Here is a 15353-nt window from a genome sequence, read left to right on the forward strand (position 1 = left end):
GTTAAAGGGATACATACGCGCCGCCGCATCGAATGCAGCCTGACCCACGATCTTTCCGGGAGCTTTCATGAAAGACCTCAAAACCGTCGCCCGGCCGGCCATGGTGCTGATCGTGGATGACGCGATCGCCGGCAAGCTGCGCCTCGAGGGGCTGGAGGTCCTGGGCCTCAGCGGTTTGCGCAGCCGGCTGGTTCGGCTGGAAAGCGATGCCAGCGGCCAGTCGCTGGCCTTGCCCGACCTCAGCCTGCTTGGCGCCTGCCTGTCGGACGAGGGCATGGCCGCGCTTGAGGCGGATGCCGGTTACCTGGCGCTCCTGAACGCGCAGGATCTGCCGCTGCGCGCGCTGGGCGAGGCGCCCGATCACGCCGATATCGCGGCGGCGGCCTGGGGACTCATGGTGGATCGCCTGGAAAAGACCCGTCGTGACGCCGCCATGGAACGCCGCGCGGCGGCGGAGTTGCGGCGCACCCACATGCAGGTGCAGGACGATCACGCCGAGCTTGAGACCTGGATCTGGGACCAGCTCGCGCCGAAATACTCGGTCGTGCGGCATTGGCCCGCGACGGCGGATACTGTCGCGCTGGGCGAAGCCGGCGGCGCGCTGCTCCAACCGTTACCCGCGCCCTTCCGGGGTTTCGGCGCGGTGGATGTCCAGATCGCCGAGGATGCGCCCGCCGGTACGCTGACGCTGACCCTGCTGCGCCCGGGCGGCGCCCCGTTCGAGGGGGCGACCACCAGTGCAACCGTGTGCCAGGGGGACAATGGCCCCTTTCGCCTGACCCTGCCGCGCGCCGGTTCGGGCCAGCCCGAGGACGCGGTCCTGTCCCTCACCTTCACACCCGAAGAGGCGGGCAAGACCCTGCCGTTGCAGCTTGCGCCCGTCACGCCGTTTCCCGATGTCTCGGCCGTGCAGGACGGCGTGGCGCTGGGTCGTCCGCTCGCGATCACGGTCTATCGCACGCTGCCCCGGATGCCCGCGCCGCCGTTGCATGACACGCGCCGCCCGGTGCCCGCCGACGGCACGACCTACCTGTTGCGCCCCGCCCAGCTCGAAGATCCTCAGTTGCTGCCCTATTTCCGGCGCAACATGCCGCCGCGTTTCCGCGACTACCCGGACGCGCCGAAGGTGGAACTGCGCCGGAACGAGGACAATGTCCTCGTCCAGCCCTCCATCGCGCGGCCGGTGGTGGCGATGCTGCCCGGCGTCCCGGTCGAGGGGTTGCGCCAGATCAGTGCCATCATCCAGCTTGCCCGGCATGACACGATGCCCGTCGCCTTCGCCATCGGCGCCGCGCCCGCGGGGCTCATCCGCTCTGCCCGCAAGGCGCTGGCGCGGGTCGGCGACTGGGTGCACCTGCTGCCCGGCGAATGGGGCCACGCCTGGTACGAGGCCGAGGAACCCATGGAGGGGCACGTTGACCTGTTCCTGGCCACGGCGATGCCCAACATGCCCTTCAACACCAATGCCGAGGCGCTGTTTCACGGCTTCCGCATGACGGGCCGCGCGAAACCGCAGGCGGACACGGCCGAATGACCCCCCGGATCGCCATCATGATCCCGATCTTTCGCCACTCCACGCTGGCGAATGAGGCGATCTCCTGCGCGCTGTCGCTGAGCGGCGGGCCGGAGCAGGTCGTGATCGCCGTGGATGACGGTTGCCCGAACGCCGAAACGCGCGCCGTGCTAGACGGATGGTCCCTGCTGGAGCCGGAGCGGTTTCACCGCATCCACCAGGCGAACCGGGGCCTGTCCGGTGCGCGCAATAGCGGCATCCAGCTGGCGCTTGAGCTTTACCCCGACCTGGACGCCATCTACCTGCTGGACGCGGACAACCGCCTCGACGATCACGCGCTGGCGCTGTTCGGGCAGCTTCTGCGCGATCACCCCGAGGCGGACTGGTTCTACCCCAACTTCGACATGTTCGGGCTGAACAGCGCGGCGCATAACGGCAGCGAATTCTCTCTCGCGCAGTTGGCGGAGTCCAATATCTGCGAGGCGGGCAGCCTGATCCGCCGCCGCGTGCTGGACGCCGGCATCCGCTTTGATGAAACCATGCGCTCCGGCTACGAGGATTGGGAATTCTGGCTGTCGGCGGCGAACGCGGGATTCCGCGGGATGCCGGTGCGCCAGTCCTTCTTCCGCTATCGCAAGCGCCCTGAGAGCATGCTCTCCGGCTCACACGGGAAGGATGACGCCCTGCGGGCCGAGATCCGCCGCCGCCACGGCTGGCTTTACGACGGGGACACGATCTCGCGGTTGGCGGGGCAGGATCGCCCGTGGTTCGTGATCTGCGAAACCGGCGAAGCGCCGCGCTATGCCCATGCCTACGACCCGGATGCGCCGACCCCGGTCAGCGAAGAGCAGGTCGTCACGCAGATGACCGCCGCCGCGCTGCGCCCCGCGCAGGTGCAGCGCCCGCTGGCCTATGTCTTCGTGCGCCCCGGCGTTTTGGAGCATCTTGCGCAGTGCAGGCTCAGCGCCTCGGTCTTCTGGCATCTGCACACCAACGCGCAGGACTCGGATTTCGCCTTTGCGCGCATTGTCACCGATCCCAGGGGCCAGCGCGGGATCACCGCCAGCGCCTATCCAGAGCCTCCGGCGCGCAAGAAGGGCCAGCGCAAGCCGTCCAAGCGGGAAGTCGCGCGCGCCTGGGACGTCTACGAGGATCGCATGGCCGAGCTGCGCCGCGCCGTGGAGGAGGAGGCGGACATCCTGCTGATCCGCTCCGAGGTGATGGACAAGGTGACAGAGCCCCTTCCCGACGTGAAGACCGCGCGGGGCCGCCTGGATCGCCACCTCGCCACCGGGCGTATCAACGAGATCATCGTCGCGACGGAGGGGGACGACGCGCGCAGCGGTCAGGCACCGCTGGACGCCTTGCGCGCGCTGAAGACGCGCATCCTCGACGCGCGTGAGATCCAGGTGAGCATGGACCTGTCCCCCTGGCGCGCGGCGCCGGCGGTGTCTGGCCCGGGCAATCACGAATGGATCCTGTCAAACCAGACGCTGGGCGGGCTGCCGCTGCCCATCGCGCGGCGGGACGGGGCGATGCACATCGGCTTCGTCGCGCCGATTTTCCAGTTCGGGGGCGTGGAAAAATGCGTCGTCGCGCTGGCCGCCGCGCTGAAGCGGCAGGGGGTGCATTGCCACCTGTTCGTCTACGGCGACGCGGCGATGACCGGCACCGGCTGGCTGACGGAACCCTTCGAGTCGATCCACCATATCTGCGACCCTGTCCTGCGCTCTTGGGACGGGCCGCAGTACATGGGCACCAACATGGCGTCCGAGCCGGAAGAGCAGTTCCTGAACAACATGATCGCCGCGCTGACCGGGATGGATGCCGTGATCATCACCGGCTCAGCCGCCACTTACTACGGGCTGACGGCGCTGCGGGCCAAGGGCATCCTGACGCTCAGCTGGGAGCACCTGTTCGAGACGGACGACTACGGCCGCGTCTATGGCACCCCCTACCTGGCGGTGGCTTACGAAGGGGCGCTGGACATGATCCTGACCTGCTCACGTCGGCTGGCGGACTGGCTGCATGGACAGGGCGTCCCGCGAGAGAAGCTTCTGGCTCTGCCCAATGGCACCGGCTTTCCCATGAGCAACGACGAAATCGCCGACGCACTGGCCGCGCGGCGCGGGCGCAAGCCCGGCGACCCGTTGCGCGTCGGCTTCCTCGGGCGGCTCGACGCGCAGAAGGGGGCGGACCGCTTCCTTTCCGTCGCCGCGAAGTGCCGGGAACTGCCCATCGAATTCTCGATCACCGGCAGCGCCGTGCTGGGCGCGGATGGCCTGCATGTGCCGGACTGGATCACGCGCTATCCCGCCGCCTTCGGCATCGAGGAACTGAAGGAGGCTTTCGCCCGCCTAGACGTGCTTCTGATGCCCAGCCGGGACGAGGGGCTGCCGCTGACCATCATGGAAGCGCAGCGCGTGGGCGTGATCCCCGTCGCAACCGACGTCGGCGCGGTGTCCGAGGGGATTGTCGACGGAGAGACCGGTTTCCTGCTGGAAAACACCGATGTCGAGGGGCAGATGGCCGCCCTTCTGGCGCGGCTGGCGCAAGAGCCCCGGCTGAGGGCGCGGATATCGTCCAACGCCGCCGGACCGGCCGGCAAGTGGGATCAGAACGCGGCGCTGTTGCTGCGCGCGATCACCCCGATGATCCGCCGGGAGGCCTTTAAAGCGGCAGGCTGAGGCTGGCGAGGAACGCCGCGAGCCGGTCCATCGCCTCGTCCAGTTCCGCGTCCGACGCGGCGAATGACAGGCGCATGTAGGGCGACAGCCCGAAACCCGCACCCCCGACGACGGCCAGGTCGTGACGCTCCAGCAGGGCATCGACCACGGCGGTTTCGTCTTTCAGCACGGTGCCGTCGGGCAGGCGCGCGCCGAGCAGGTCGGCAATGCCGATGAACAGGTAGAACGCCCCCTCGGGCGGGTGGACGGTCAGCGGGGCCATGTCCGCCAGCCGGGCCAGCAGCCGGTCGCGCCGCGCTGCGAAGGCGTCGCGCTGCTCGCCGACGCTTTGCAGGCCCCCCTCAAGCGCGGCCACCGCCGCCGCCTGCGAGATTGACGAGGGGTTCGTGGTTGATTGCGACTGCAACACGCGCATCGCGCGGATCAGCGGCGCGGGCCCGGCACCGTAGCCCAAGCGCCAACCGGTCATGGCATAGGACTTGGACACCCCGTTGACCGTCAGCACCTGTCCCGCCAGCTCGGGGCAGACGGCGGCAAGGGTTGCAAAGGGCCCGTCGGTGTAGCGGATATGCTCGTAGATGTCGTCGCAGATCACCAGGATATCGGGCCGCCCCTCAAGCACCGCGCCAATGGCCTTGTAGTCCTGCGCCGACAGCACCGCGCCGGTCGGGTTGCAGGGCGAATTCAGCATGATCGCGCGGGTTTGCGGGGTGATCGCGGCGGCGATGGCGGCGGGATCGGGTTTGAACCCGGTCGCCGCCTCGGTTTCGATCAGGACCGGGGTGCCGCCCGCGAGTGCGACCATATCGGGATAGCTGACCCAGGACGGGTAGGGCACGATCACCTCGTCCCCCGCGCCGATGGTGGCCAGGATCGCGTTGAAGATCACCTGTTTCGCCCCGGTTGCGGCGATGACCTGATCCGGTGTGAAGGTGAGCCCGTTTTCCCGCGCGAACTTGGTGATGATCGCCTGTTTCAGCTCAGCCGTGCCATCGATCGCGGTGTAGCGCGTCTGCCCGCCCCGGATCGCGGCGATGGCGGCGTCCTGGATGTGGACGGGCGTGTCGAAGTCCGGCTCCCCCGTGGTCAGCGAGATGACGGGCCGCCCCGCCGCCTTCGCCGCCGCGGCACGGGCCATGGCCTGCGCCGTGGGCGAGGCCTTGATGCGGGACATGCGGTCGGCAAGGGGAAGGGTCATCGGGGAGGCCTTTTCGCGCGGATCGTTGCCTCGGGATAGCTTGAAGCGCGGGGCGAGGGAAGAGGCTGTGACGGAAGGTGTTGCGCGGCCCGGAACGCGGCGCGTCAACACCTGCCGCCGCGCGGAAGGTGGGCTTGGAAAAGCCCACCCTACAGGCTAGGCGCGCAGGGCGTGCAGCGTTGCCAGCAACCCGGCGGTGGAGCCGTCCTTGGCCGAAGGATCGCCCCCCTCGACCAGCGGCAGCATTTCCTTCGCCAGTTCCTTGCCCAGTTCCACGCCCCACTGATCGAAGCTGTTGATGCCCCAGATCGCGCCCTCCACGAACACCCGGTGCTCATACAAGGCGACGATCATCCCGAAGGTCTCGGGCGTCAGCTTGCGATACATCAGCATTGTCGAGGGGCGGTTGCCCGGAAACACCCGGTGCGGCGTGTCCGCCTCGGGGCGGCCAAGCATCAGCGCCTCGGCCTGGGCGAGGCAGTTGGACACCAGCAGATCGTGCTGATGCGCCAGCTCAGGTTCATGCCCCTCGGCGGCGCAGAGGAACTCGCAGGGGATCACCGCGGTGCCCTGGTGGATCAGCTGGTAGAAGGCGTGCTGCCCGTTGGTCCCCGGCTCGCCCCAGACCACGGGGCCGGAGGCTTCAGTGAGCGCGGTCCCGTCCAGGCTGACGCGCTTGCCGTTGCTTTCCATGTCCAGCTGCTGAAGGTAGGCGGGCAGTCGCAGCAGCCGTTGGTCGTAGGGCAGCACCGCGCGGGTGGGGTAGCCGCAGATGTTGTTGTGCCAGATCCCCACCAGCCCCAGCAGCACGGGCAGGTTTTCCGCCAGTGGCGCTTCGGCGAAATGGCGGTCCATCTTGTGGCCACCGTCAAGGAAACGGCCGAAATCCTGCGGCCCAATGGCCAGCATCACGCTCAGCCCGATGGGGCCCCAGACGGAATAGCGCCCGCCGACCCAATCCTCGAACCCGAAGACCTGCGACGGATCGATTCCGAAGGCGGCGGTCTTGTCCACCGCCGAGGACAGGGCGGCGAAATGCCCGCCCGCCGTATCGGCGCCCACGGCGGCTTCCACCCAGGTGCGGGCGGTTTCGGCGTTGGTCATCGTTTCGATCGTGGTGAAGGTTTTCGAGGCGACGATCACCAGCGTCGTCGCCGGGTCCAGCCCCTTCAGCACGTCATGGATATGCGCCCCGTCCACGTTGGAGACGAAATGCGTGCGCGGCCCGTCGTGATAGGGGGCGAGCGCCAGCACAGCCATCACGGGCCCGAGGTCCGAGCCGCCGATGCCGATGTTCACCACGTCGGTGAAGCGCTTGCCCGAGGGCGCGGCGATCGATCCGTCGCGCACGGCCGTGGCGAAGGCCTCCATCCGGCTCAGCGTTTCACGGATGCCGGGCATAACGTCCTGCCCGTCGACCATCACCGGCGTGTCCGAGCGGTTGCGCAGCGCGGTGTGCAGCACGGCGCGATCCTCGGTCACGTTGATCTTTTCGCCCGACAGCATCGCATCCCGTCGTGCAGCGACGCCCCGGCTTTCCGCCAGCTCCAGCAGCATTTCCAGCGCCTGCGCGTCGATGGAGGTCTTGGAGTAGTCGAGCACCATGTCCTCGAGGCTGGCCGAGAAAGTTTGGAAGCGCGCCGGATCCGCCGCGAACAGCGCCTCGATCCGGCGGGCCTGCGTGGCGGCGCGATGCGCGCGCAGGGCGCCCATCTTTTCTGTCAGACTCATGTCACCCTCCTCGTTTCAGGCTGGCCGCGTCCCTTGCCAGCGCTTCGATCTGGTCCCACTTGCCCGCCGTCACCAGGCCCGAAGGGGCGACCCAGGACCCGCCAGCGCAGAGCACGTTGGACAGGGACAGGTAGTCGGTCGCGTTCTCGGGGCTGACACCGCCCGTGGGGCAGAAGCCGATCTGGGGCAGTGGCGCGCCGATGGCCTTGAGCGCCGGCGCCCCGCCCGAGGCTTCGGCGGGGAAGAACTTCAGGAAATCATAGCCGCGCGCCAGCATCTGCATCGCTTCCGTGGCGGTGGCCGCCCCGGCGAGCAGGGGCAGGCCCTGTTCCTCGCACGCCGCGACCAGTTCGTCCGTCACGCCCGGCGACACGCCGAAGGTGGCCCCCGCCGCAACGGCGTTTTCCACGTCGCGCGGGGTGACCAGCGTGCCTGCGCCGACGACGCCGCCGGGCACCTCGGCCATGGCGCGGATCGCGTCCAGCGCGCAGGGCGTGCGCAGCGTCACCTCCAGCGCGGGCAGGCCGCCAGCGACCAGCGCCTCGGCCAGCGGGCGGGCGTGGGCGACGTCCTTCACGACCAGAACGGGAATGATCGGGGCGAGCGCGGCGATTTCCCGGTTGCGTTTGCTGGCGTCTTTGGCGGTGATCATCGTCGTATCCTTCCTTGGCGCGCCGCTACGGGCGGGCCCGTTGGTTTTACCACAAGGTGTCTTTTGCGCGCAGGGGCCAGTTTCGGTCATAGGCCGCGCCGTCGAAACCCGCGTCGGCCAGGGCCTGAAGGATCTGGCCGGGGGTGGGCAGGGCGGCGGCGTCGGCGATCCCGCCGGACCAGAGCTTGCCGCGCATGACCGCGCGGGCGCATTGGAAATAGACCTCGTCCACGCGGGCCACGATCACGCTGCGCGGCGGTTTGCCGTGGATGGCGAAACGCTCCAGCATGTCAGGCGCGGCGCTGATCCGCGCGGTGCCGTTGATGCGGATCACCGTGGCTGAACCGGGGACCAGGAACATCAGCGAGATGCGCCCGTCCTCGACGATGTTGCGCAGGCTGTCGATGCGGTTGTTGCCGTGCCGGTCAGGGATCGCCAGGTGGTGTTCGTCCAGCACCTGCGCCACCGGCCCGTCATCGCCGCGGGGCGAGCAATCGGTGCCGTTCGGCCCCACCGTAGCCAGCGCGCAGAAGGGCGAAGCGGCGATCCATTCGGCGTATTCCGCCGTCAGGCGTGGGGCGACCTTGATCAGCGCGGCCTCACCGGGGGGGCCGTACAGCGCCTCGAGCGTGGAGATATCCTCGACCCAGCCGGTCATAGCAGCGCGCAGGCGCCCTGTTCGGCGGGGCAGACGGCATCGCGGAAGGCCTGGAACATCTCCCTCCCGCAGCCTTCGCGGTTGGCGGACAGGTCGGGCGGGGTGATCGGGCGCTCCAGCACGGTTTCATCCAGCACCGACAGGGTGCCCTTGACCGCATCGACGCGCACGACATCGCCGTCGCGCAGTTGCGCCAGGGGGCCACCGTCCAGCGCCTCGGGGCTGACATGGATGGCCGAGGGCACCTTGCCCGACGCGCCGGACATGCGCCCGTCGGTCACCAGCGCCACTTTCAGGCCCTTGTCCTGCAACACCGCGAGGATTGGCGTCAGCGAATGCAACTCGGGCATCCCGTTCGCCTTCGGGCCCTGGTAGCGCACGACGACGACCGTATCCTCGGTGATCGACCCGGCGCGGAAGGCGGCCTTGACGGCCTCCTGCCCCTCGAAAACGCGGGCGGGGGCCTCGATCACGTGGCGTTCGGGTGCGACGGCGGAGACTTTCATCACCCCGGTCCCGAGGTTGCCCGACAGCCGCTTGGTCCCGCCGGTGGCCTGGAACGGGTCGGACACCGGGCGCAGGATCTTTACGTTCAGGGATTCCTTCGCGCCGTCCACCCATTTTAGCGCGCCGTTGTCCAGCTTCGGTTCCTGCGCGTAGCGGGCCAGGCCCTGGCCGACCACGGTTTGCGTGTCGGGGTGCAGCAAGCCAGCTTCCAGCAACTCGCCGATCATGTAGCCAAGGCCACCGGCGGCGTGGAAGTGGTTCACGTCCGCCAGCCCGTTGGGATAGACGCGCGCCATCAGCGGCGTGGCGTCGGACAGGTCTGCGAAATCCTCCCAATCCAGCACGACGCCGGCGGCGCGGGCCATGGCGATCAGGTGGATCAGCAGGTTGGTGGAGCCGCCGGTGGCCATCAGCCCGACGATGCCGTTGACCCAGGCACGTTCGTCCAGGATGTCGGAAACGGGAGTGTATTCGTTCCCGAGCGCGCTGATCGCCAGCGCGCGTTTCGCTCCCTCAGCCGTCAGGGCGTCGCGCAGCGGCGTGCCGGGGTTCACGAAACTGGCGCCGGGCAGGTGCAGGCCCATGAACTCCATCAGCATCTGGTTGGTATTCGCGGTGCCATAGAAGGTGCAGGTGCCGGGGCCGTGATAGCTGTCCATCTCGGCCTTCATCAGGGCGTCGCGGCCAACTTCGCCGCTGGCGAACTGCTGGCGGACCTTGGCCTTCTGGTCGTTCGGCAGGCCCGAGGTCATCGGCCCAGCGGGCAGGAAGACGGACGGAATATGCCCGAAGGTTGCCGCGGCGATGACCAGCCCCGGCACGATCTTGTCACAGACGCCAAGGTAAACCGCCGCATCGAAGGTGTTGTGGCTGAGCGCCACCCCTGCAGCCATGGCGATCACATCGCGCGAGAACAGGCTGAGTTCCATCCCGTCCTGACCTTGCGTGACCCCATCGCACATCGCCGGAACGCCGCCCGCCACCTGCGCGGTGCCGCCGACGCTGCGCGCGGCGTCGCGGATCAGCGCGGGATACGTCTCGAACGGCTGATGGGCCGAGAGCATGTCGTTGTAAGCAGTGATGATCCCGATGTTGCCGGCACTGGTCTGGGCCAGCCGGTCCTTGTCCTCGCCCATGGCGGCATAGGCGTGGGCCTGGTTGCCGCAGGACAGATGGGCGCGGCGCGGTCCTTCGTCCCGGGCGCGCGCCATCCGGTCAAGGTAGGTACGGCGCAGATCCTTGGAGCGGGCTTCGATGCGGGAAGTCACACGGGCGACGGTATCGTTCAGCGTCATTGTGGTCCTCGTCATTCCTGTGGCGCGCGGGGGCGCGCGGGGTTGCGGGCAGAGCCGCTCAGCCGTCGACCTCGCGCCAGCGGCGGCCGTCACGATGCATGAGGGCGAGCGCGTCCTCGGGGCCGGATCCGCCGGGGTCATAGGGCTGGGGCGGCTCGTGGTCGTCTTCCCAGTCGGCGATGATCTTGTCGGTCCAGGCCCAGGCGGCCTCCACCTCGTCACCGCGCATGAACAGGGTCTGATTGCCGCGGATCACGTCCATCACCAGGCGCTCGTAGGCGTCCGCCTCCGCCTCGGGGTTGTCGCCGAGGGCGTCGGCGAAGGTCATGTCCAGCGGCGCCTCGCGCAGGCGCATGCCGCCGGGACCGGGGTCCTTGATGGTCATGCGCAGGGTGATGCCCTCATCCGGTTGCAGGCGGATGATCAGCGCGTTGCTCTTGCGGGCGGAGACTTCGGGGAAGATGGAATGCGGCACTTCCTTGAAGACCACCGCGATTTCCGACATCCTGGTGCGCAGCTTCTTGCCGGTGCGCAGGTAGAAGGGCGTGCCCGCCCACCGCCAGTTGTGTACCGCGACCTTAAGCGCGACATAGCTTTCGGTGGTGCTGTCCGGGTTGCCCACGTGGTCGAGGTAGCTGCCCTCGCCATTGGCGCGGTACTGGCCGCGCACCGTGTCCTGGGGTTTCACCGGGTCGAGCGCGCGGATCACCTTCAGCTTCTCGTCCCGCACCGCGTCGGGATCGAACTTGGCGGGCGGTTCCATCGCGGTCAGGCACAGAAGCTGCATGATGTGGTTCTGCACCATGTCGCGCATCGCGCCGGACTTGTCGTAGTATTCGCCGCGCCCTTCCACGCCGATGCTTTCGGCCACGGTGATCTGCACGTGGTCGACGTGCTGGGCGTTCCACAGCGGTTCGAACAGGGCGTTGGCGAAGCGCAGGGCCATCAGGTTCTGCACTGTTTCCTTGCCAAGGTAGTGATCGATCCGGTAAATCTGGTGTTCGTCGAAATTCGCAGTCAGCTGGCGGTTCAGCTCTTTCGCCGAGGCCAGGTCGTGGCCGAGCGGCTTTTCCACCACGATCCGGCTTTCGGGCGTGGCGAGTTCATGGTCATGCAGTTTCTGCGCGATGGTGCCGAACAGCGACGGGCCGACAGACAGGTAGAAGGCGCGCACGCGGTCCGCGCGCAGCTTCTTGCCAAGCTCGGCCCAGCCGGTTTCGCCCTTGGCGTCGAGCGTGACGAACTCCAGCGCGTCCATGAAGGCGTCGACCAACTCCGCGGGCCGATCCTCTGGCGCGGGGATAAACTCCTCCAGGGAGTCGCGGATCAGGTCCTGGAACTCCTTGCGAGACATCTTGCCCCGCGCGCAGGCGATGACGCGGGCGTCGGCGGGCATCTGTCCGGCGCGCATCCGGCGGAACAGGCTCGGCAGGATCTTGCGGCGGGCAAGATCCCCGGTGCCGCCAAAAATGACGAGGTCGAAGGACTCGACCGGAATGGTGCGGGCTACCATGGTGAAGGCCCCCTTTTGTTACATCGGTCGCGCGGTTTCCCGCGCGCAAGATGGCATCGCGAACCGGTCTGGCCGGTGCAGCAAACAGGCAGGGCCGCGCCAATTTGCTGCGACTGCGAACCTAAGCACGCGCCGCCGCATGTCAACCGGACATTTTATCCGGGCGCGGTCCTTGCCGTTGCTGCCATCCGAATGCGCCCCGGTCCCGAAGAAACGGGCCCGGGCGTCAGACGGCGGCTTTCAATGCGTCGATCAGGTCGGTCTTTTCCCAGCTGAAGCCGCCATCCGCATCCGGTTCGCGCCCGAAATGGCCATAGGCCGCCGTCCGCTGGTAAATCGGCCGGTTGAGGCCAAGATGCGTCCGAATCCCGCGCGGGGTCAACGGCATCACGTCCCGAATCGCCGACTCGATCTTGGCCGGGTCGACGGTAGCCGTGTCGTGATCGTCCACGTAGATGGATAGTGGCTCGGCCACGCCAATGGCGTAGCTAAGTTGCAGCGTGCATTTGCTGGCCAGCCCGGCGGCCACGATGTTCTTGGCCAGGTAGCGCGCGGCATAGGCAGCCGAGCGATCCACCTTCGTCGGGTCCTTGCCGGAAAACGCGCCGCCGCCGTGGGGCGCGGCGCCGCCATACGTGTCCACGATGATCTTGCGCCCGGTCAGGCCGGCGTCCCCGTCTGGGCCGCCGATTACGAAGCGGCCCGTGGGGTTCACGTGCCAGATGGTCTTCGGATCGATCCATTCCTCGGGCAGCTGGCCGCGGATGTAGGGTTCCACAACCGCGCGCACGTCGTCCGAGGTCATGTTGCCGTCCAGGTGCTGGGTCGACAGCACGATGGTGTTCACCCGTGCCGGCTTCCCTTTGCGGTATTCGATCGTCAGCTGCGACTTGGCGTCGGGGCCCAGTTCCGGCGCTTCGCCGGAGTGGCGCGCTTCGGACAGGCGCTTCAGGATCTTGTGCGCGTAAAGGATCGGCGCGGGCATCAGTTCCGGCGTTTCGTTGGTCGCGAAGCCGAACATGATACCCTGGTCGCCGGCGCCTTCGTCCTTGTTGTCCGAGGCGTCCACGCCCTGCGCGATGTCCTGGCTCTGCTCGTGCACGTAGCAGTCGATGGAGCAGGTCTTGAAGTGAAAGCCCTTCTGGCGGTACCCGATCTTGCGGATCACGTCCCGCGCAGTGGCGGAGATTTCCTCGGGCATGACCGCGTTCTCGTCCGAGATCTTGACCTCGCCCATCAGCACGACCTTGTTCGTCGTCGCGGCGGCTTCCACGGCGACACGCGCCTCCGGCTCACGCTGGAGGATCATGTCGATCACCGCGTCCGAAATCTGGTCACAGACCTTGTCGGGATGCCCTTCGGACACGGATTCCGAGGTGAAGAGGTAGTTGTCGCGCAGGGTCATGGATCACGGGCCTTCTGCAAGCATATGGTAGGGTTTCCGATACAGGTCTTCCTCCGGTGTGGCAAGCTGGGCACCCAGGCCGGCGAGGGATGGCGTATTCACAGGATACGCGCGGCAGGCTAGGCTTTGGTTAACACAAGTCCGGAATACTGGCGCAATAGCGAAAGGAAGCGGCAAGATGGGACGGGTCGGCGGAATTCTCATCGGGATGGCGCTGTATCTGACCTTGATCGCCGACGCTGCCCATGCGCAGGGGGACACGGCGCTGCGCGCGCTGACCCAGGCGGATGAGGCGCGGGTCTGGCGCGCCGTCGGGCGGCTGGATTTCCCGGATGGCACCTGCACCGGAACGCTTGTCACCCGCCGCCATGTCGTGACGGCGGCGCATTGCGTGATGGACCCGGCAACCGGGGCGCTGCGCCCGGCGGACAGCGTGGTGTTCCGCGCCGGGTTGCGCAACGGCGTCGCCTACGCCAGCCACCGCGCGCGCCGGATCATGGCGCACCCGGATTACAACCCCGCCGACAGCGACCGCCTGCGCCAGATCGGCAGCGATATCGCGTTGATCGAGCTGCACGACCCGATCCAGGACCGGACCGTGCGGCCCCTGCCGCGCCACGCCTCGGCCGCGCCGGGGCAGGAGGTGATGGTCGTCTCCTACGGGGCGGGGCGCAACGAAAGCGCCTCGCTGCAACAGATGTGCCGGCTGCTGGAACGCTATGACGCGGCGCTGATCTATGATTGCAGCGCGACCTTCGGCTCGTCCGGCTCGCCGGTGTTGGTCAGCTCGACCACCGGGCCGAGGCTGGTGTCGATCCTTGCCGCCAAGGGAACATGGGGCGAGCAGGACGTGACCGCCGCCGCGGCGCTGGGCGGCAACCTAGATTACCTGATGCAGCGGTTGGAGCAGCAGGACCCCCGCATCAAGCGGGTGGGCCCGAAGGGGCGCCCGCTTGCGGCGCAACTGGGTCGGACAGGGACCAGCGGACTGCCGCAGATCACCGACTGAGGCGCGCGCAGGGCAGTCAGCCCGGGCGGCGCGCCTCGGCGATCATGGTCATCTCGGGGATCATCGGGGCGATGCCGACATCCTGGAACCCGGCGTTCCCAAGGGCGGAGGCCAGCCCTTCGGCGTCAAGCGATGCCGCCTTGGGGGTGAAGGCCGTGTGCTGCAACTGCCAAAGCGCGGTCAGCCGCGGCCCGCTGCGGTCGCCTTCCACGATGAAATCATGGATCAGCAGCCGCCCGCCGGGTCGGAGCACGCGGAACGCCGTCGCGAACAGGTCGGCGTGTGCCTCTGCCGGGACGCCGGACAGCAGGTAGGACATCAGCACCGCGTCCTGCCCCTCCGGCCAGTCGAGGCCCGTGGCATCCGCGGCAAGGTAGTGGATACGATCCGAAAGCCCCGCCTCGGCCACCTTCTCGCGGCCACGGGCGACGACGTTCGGGAACTCGATGATCGTGCTCTGAAGGTCCGGCACCGCGTTGCAGAAGGTGATCGAGAAGGCGCCCGTCCCGCCGCCGACATCCAGCATCCGCCTTACCCCGGAAAAATCGAGCCGCCGCGCCAGGGCGGCCGCCGGGCCGAGCGAGCCGGCATGCTGGCTGTCGGAATACAGCCGCGCCTGTTCCGGGTCGGCGAACCACTCGGCATAGGATTTCGTCGCTCCCTCGGGCAGCTCATCCTTCAGGGCCGGTTCCAGCTGGCTCATCAGCGGGTACATCTGCCGCCCGACCTGCAGGCGCAGGTAGTCGCTGAAGTCGTATTTCTCGCCCTTCACCAGAAAGGCCGACACCGCTGGCGCGTTCTCGAAATGCTGGTTCGTGACCGACAGCAGCTCTAGCCCGGCCAGCGCCGTCAGCAGGGTGCGTGCCCGTTCCGGGTGCAATCCGCAGGCCTGGCCGATTTCCTCGGCGGTGCGGGGGGCGTCGGCCAGCTTGTCGAAGATGCCGAACTCCAGCGCGGCGAACAGCGCCTTGGACCCCATGAAGCCGAAGGCGATGTCCGAAATCTCATGCGCTTCGGTCGCCAGTGCCATCCTGTTCCCCCTTTCGGTCAGTCACACCCGATCGATGCACGGATCGCCCCATGCACCGCTCGGCCCGTTGCGGGCCGTCTTGCCCCGCATTCCAACGCGCGGGGCCGGGTGTGGAAACGCCCCGCTTGAATGGGGGCGTTCCTGTTGTCCGAGGG

The 15353-nt window shown here is 68.0% G+C and carries 11 protein-coding genes; 3 read left to right on the plus strand and 8 right to left on the minus strand.

The window, feature by feature from the left end:
• Positions 1–67 precede the first annotated feature (67 nt).
• Complete coding sequence (locus tag DJ029_RS03350; RefSeq protein WP_112320894.1) at positions 68–1534, plus strand: DUF6212 domain-containing protein; 1467 nt, start codon at positions 68–70, stop codon at positions 1532–1534.
• Positions 1531–4200: a glycosyltransferase gene (locus DJ029_RS03355; protein WP_112320895.1), complete on the plus strand. Its 2670-nt coding sequence runs from the start codon at positions 1531–1533 to the stop codon at positions 4198–4200. Before DJ029_RS03350 ends, DJ029_RS03355 begins: the two co-directional genes overlap by 4 nt.
• On the opposite strand, the gene DJ029_RS03360 is transcribed toward DJ029_RS03355, so the two are convergent.
• The 7 genes from DJ029_RS03360 to metK form a co-directional block, all read right to left on the minus strand.
• Positions 4184–5398 carry a pyridoxal phosphate-dependent aminotransferase gene (locus tag DJ029_RS03360; protein ID WP_112320896.1) on the minus strand — a complete coding sequence of 405 codons (1215 nt, stop codon included), beginning with the start codon at positions 5396–5398 and terminating at the stop codon, positions 4184–4186. The genes DJ029_RS03355 and DJ029_RS03360 overlap by 17 nt on opposite strands.
• Positions 5399–5554: 156 nt before the next feature.
• Positions 5555–7129 (minus strand): glucose-6-phosphate isomerase, encoded by a 1575-nt coding sequence (gene pgi / locus DJ029_RS03365; RefSeq protein WP_112320897.1) that lies wholly within the window; start codon positions 7127–7129, stop codon positions 5555–5557.
• A gap of 1 nt (position 7130) precedes the next feature.
• The gene (gene eda / locus DJ029_RS03370; RefSeq protein WP_112320898.1) at positions 7131–7781 is read right to left on the minus strand and encodes a bifunctional 4-hydroxy-2-oxoglutarate aldolase/2-dehydro-3-deoxy-phosphogluconate aldolase; all 651 of its coding nucleotides are present in this window, start codon (positions 7779–7781) and stop codon (positions 7131–7133) included.
• Positions 7782–7827: 46 nt separating this feature from the next.
• Positions 7828–8439 (minus strand): pyridoxamine 5'-phosphate oxidase family protein, encoded by a 612-nt coding sequence (locus DJ029_RS03375; protein ID WP_112320899.1) that lies wholly within the window; start codon positions 8437–8439, stop codon positions 7828–7830.
• A complete protein-coding gene (gene edd, locus DJ029_RS03380) occupies positions 8436–10241 on the minus strand; it encodes a phosphogluconate dehydratase (RefSeq protein WP_112320900.1) in 1806 nt (601 codons plus the stop codon). Before edd ends, DJ029_RS03375 begins: the two co-directional genes overlap by 4 nt.
• A 58-nt stretch (positions 10242–10299) precedes the next feature.
• Positions 10300–11754, minus strand: coding sequence for a glucose-6-phosphate dehydrogenase (zwf, locus tag DJ029_RS03385; protein WP_112320901.1), 1455 nt, complete (start codon positions 11752–11754; stop codon positions 10300–10302).
• 226 nt (positions 11755–11980) lie between these two features.
• The gene (gene metK, locus DJ029_RS03390) at positions 11981–13159 is read right to left on the minus strand and encodes a methionine adenosyltransferase (protein WP_112320902.1); all 1179 of its coding nucleotides are present in this window, start codon (positions 13157–13159) and stop codon (positions 11981–11983) included.
• Positions 13160–13337: 178 nt separating this feature from the next.
• Between metK and DJ029_RS03395 the strand changes: the two genes are divergently transcribed.
• A complete protein-coding gene (locus DJ029_RS03395) occupies positions 13338–14168 on the plus strand; it encodes a trypsin-like serine peptidase (RefSeq protein ID WP_112320903.1) in 831 nt (276 codons plus the stop codon).
• 16 nt (positions 14169–14184) lie between these two features.
• Here DJ029_RS03395 and DJ029_RS03400 read toward each other — a convergent pair whose 3' ends face one another.
• Positions 14185–15198, minus strand: a complete 1014-nt coding sequence (locus DJ029_RS03400) for a class I SAM-dependent methyltransferase (protein ID WP_112320904.1) — start codon at positions 15196–15198, stop codon at positions 14185–14187.
• Positions 15199–15353 lie beyond the last annotated feature (155 nt).

This window comes from Oceanibium sediminis (assembly GCF_003265325.1).
Classification (GTDB): Bacteria; Pseudomonadota; Alphaproteobacteria; order Rhodobacterales; family Rhodobacteraceae; genus Halovulum; species Halovulum sediminis.

Bases quoted from the DNA above. Each gene is read 5' to 3' on its own strand.
- pgi (WP_112320897.1), bottom strand. From the start codon at position 7,129: ATGAGTCTGACAGAAAAGATGGGCGCCCTGCGCGCGCATCGCGCCGCC.
- edd (WP_112320900.1), bottom strand. From the start codon at position 10,241: ATGACGCTGAACGATACCGTCGCCCGTGTGACTTCCCGCATCGAAGCC.
- DJ029_RS03395 (WP_112320903.1), top strand. From the start codon at position 13,338: ATGGGACGGGTCGGCGGAATTCTCATCGGGATGGCGCTGTATCTGACC.
- DJ029_RS03355 (WP_112320895.1), top strand. From the start codon at position 1,531: ATGACCCCCCGGATCGCCATCATGATCCCGATCTTTCGCCACTCCACG.
- DJ029_RS03360 (WP_112320896.1), bottom strand. From the start codon at position 5,398: ATGACCCTTCCCCTTGCCGACCGCATGTCCCGCATCAAGGCCTCGCCC.
- eda (WP_112320898.1), bottom strand. From the start codon at position 7,781: ATGATCACCGCCAAAGACGCCAGCAAACGCAACCGGGAAATCGCCGCG.
- DJ029_RS03400 (WP_112320904.1), bottom strand. From the start codon at position 15,198: ATGGCACTGGCGACCGAAGCGCATGAGATTTCGGACATCGCCTTCGGC.
- zwf (WP_112320901.1), bottom strand. From the start codon at position 11,754: ATGGTAGCCCGCACCATTCCGGTCGAGTCCTTCGACCTCGTCATTTTT.
- DJ029_RS03350 (WP_112320894.1), top strand. From the start codon at position 68: ATGAAAGACCTCAAAACCGTCGCCCGGCCGGCCATGGTGCTGATCGTG.
- metK (WP_112320902.1), bottom strand. From the start codon at position 13,159: ATGACCCTGCGCGACAACTACCTCTTCACCTCGGAATCCGTGTCCGAA.
- DJ029_RS03375 (WP_112320899.1), bottom strand. From the start codon at position 8,439: ATGACCGGCTGGGTCGAGGATATCTCCACGCTCGAGGCGCTGTACGGC.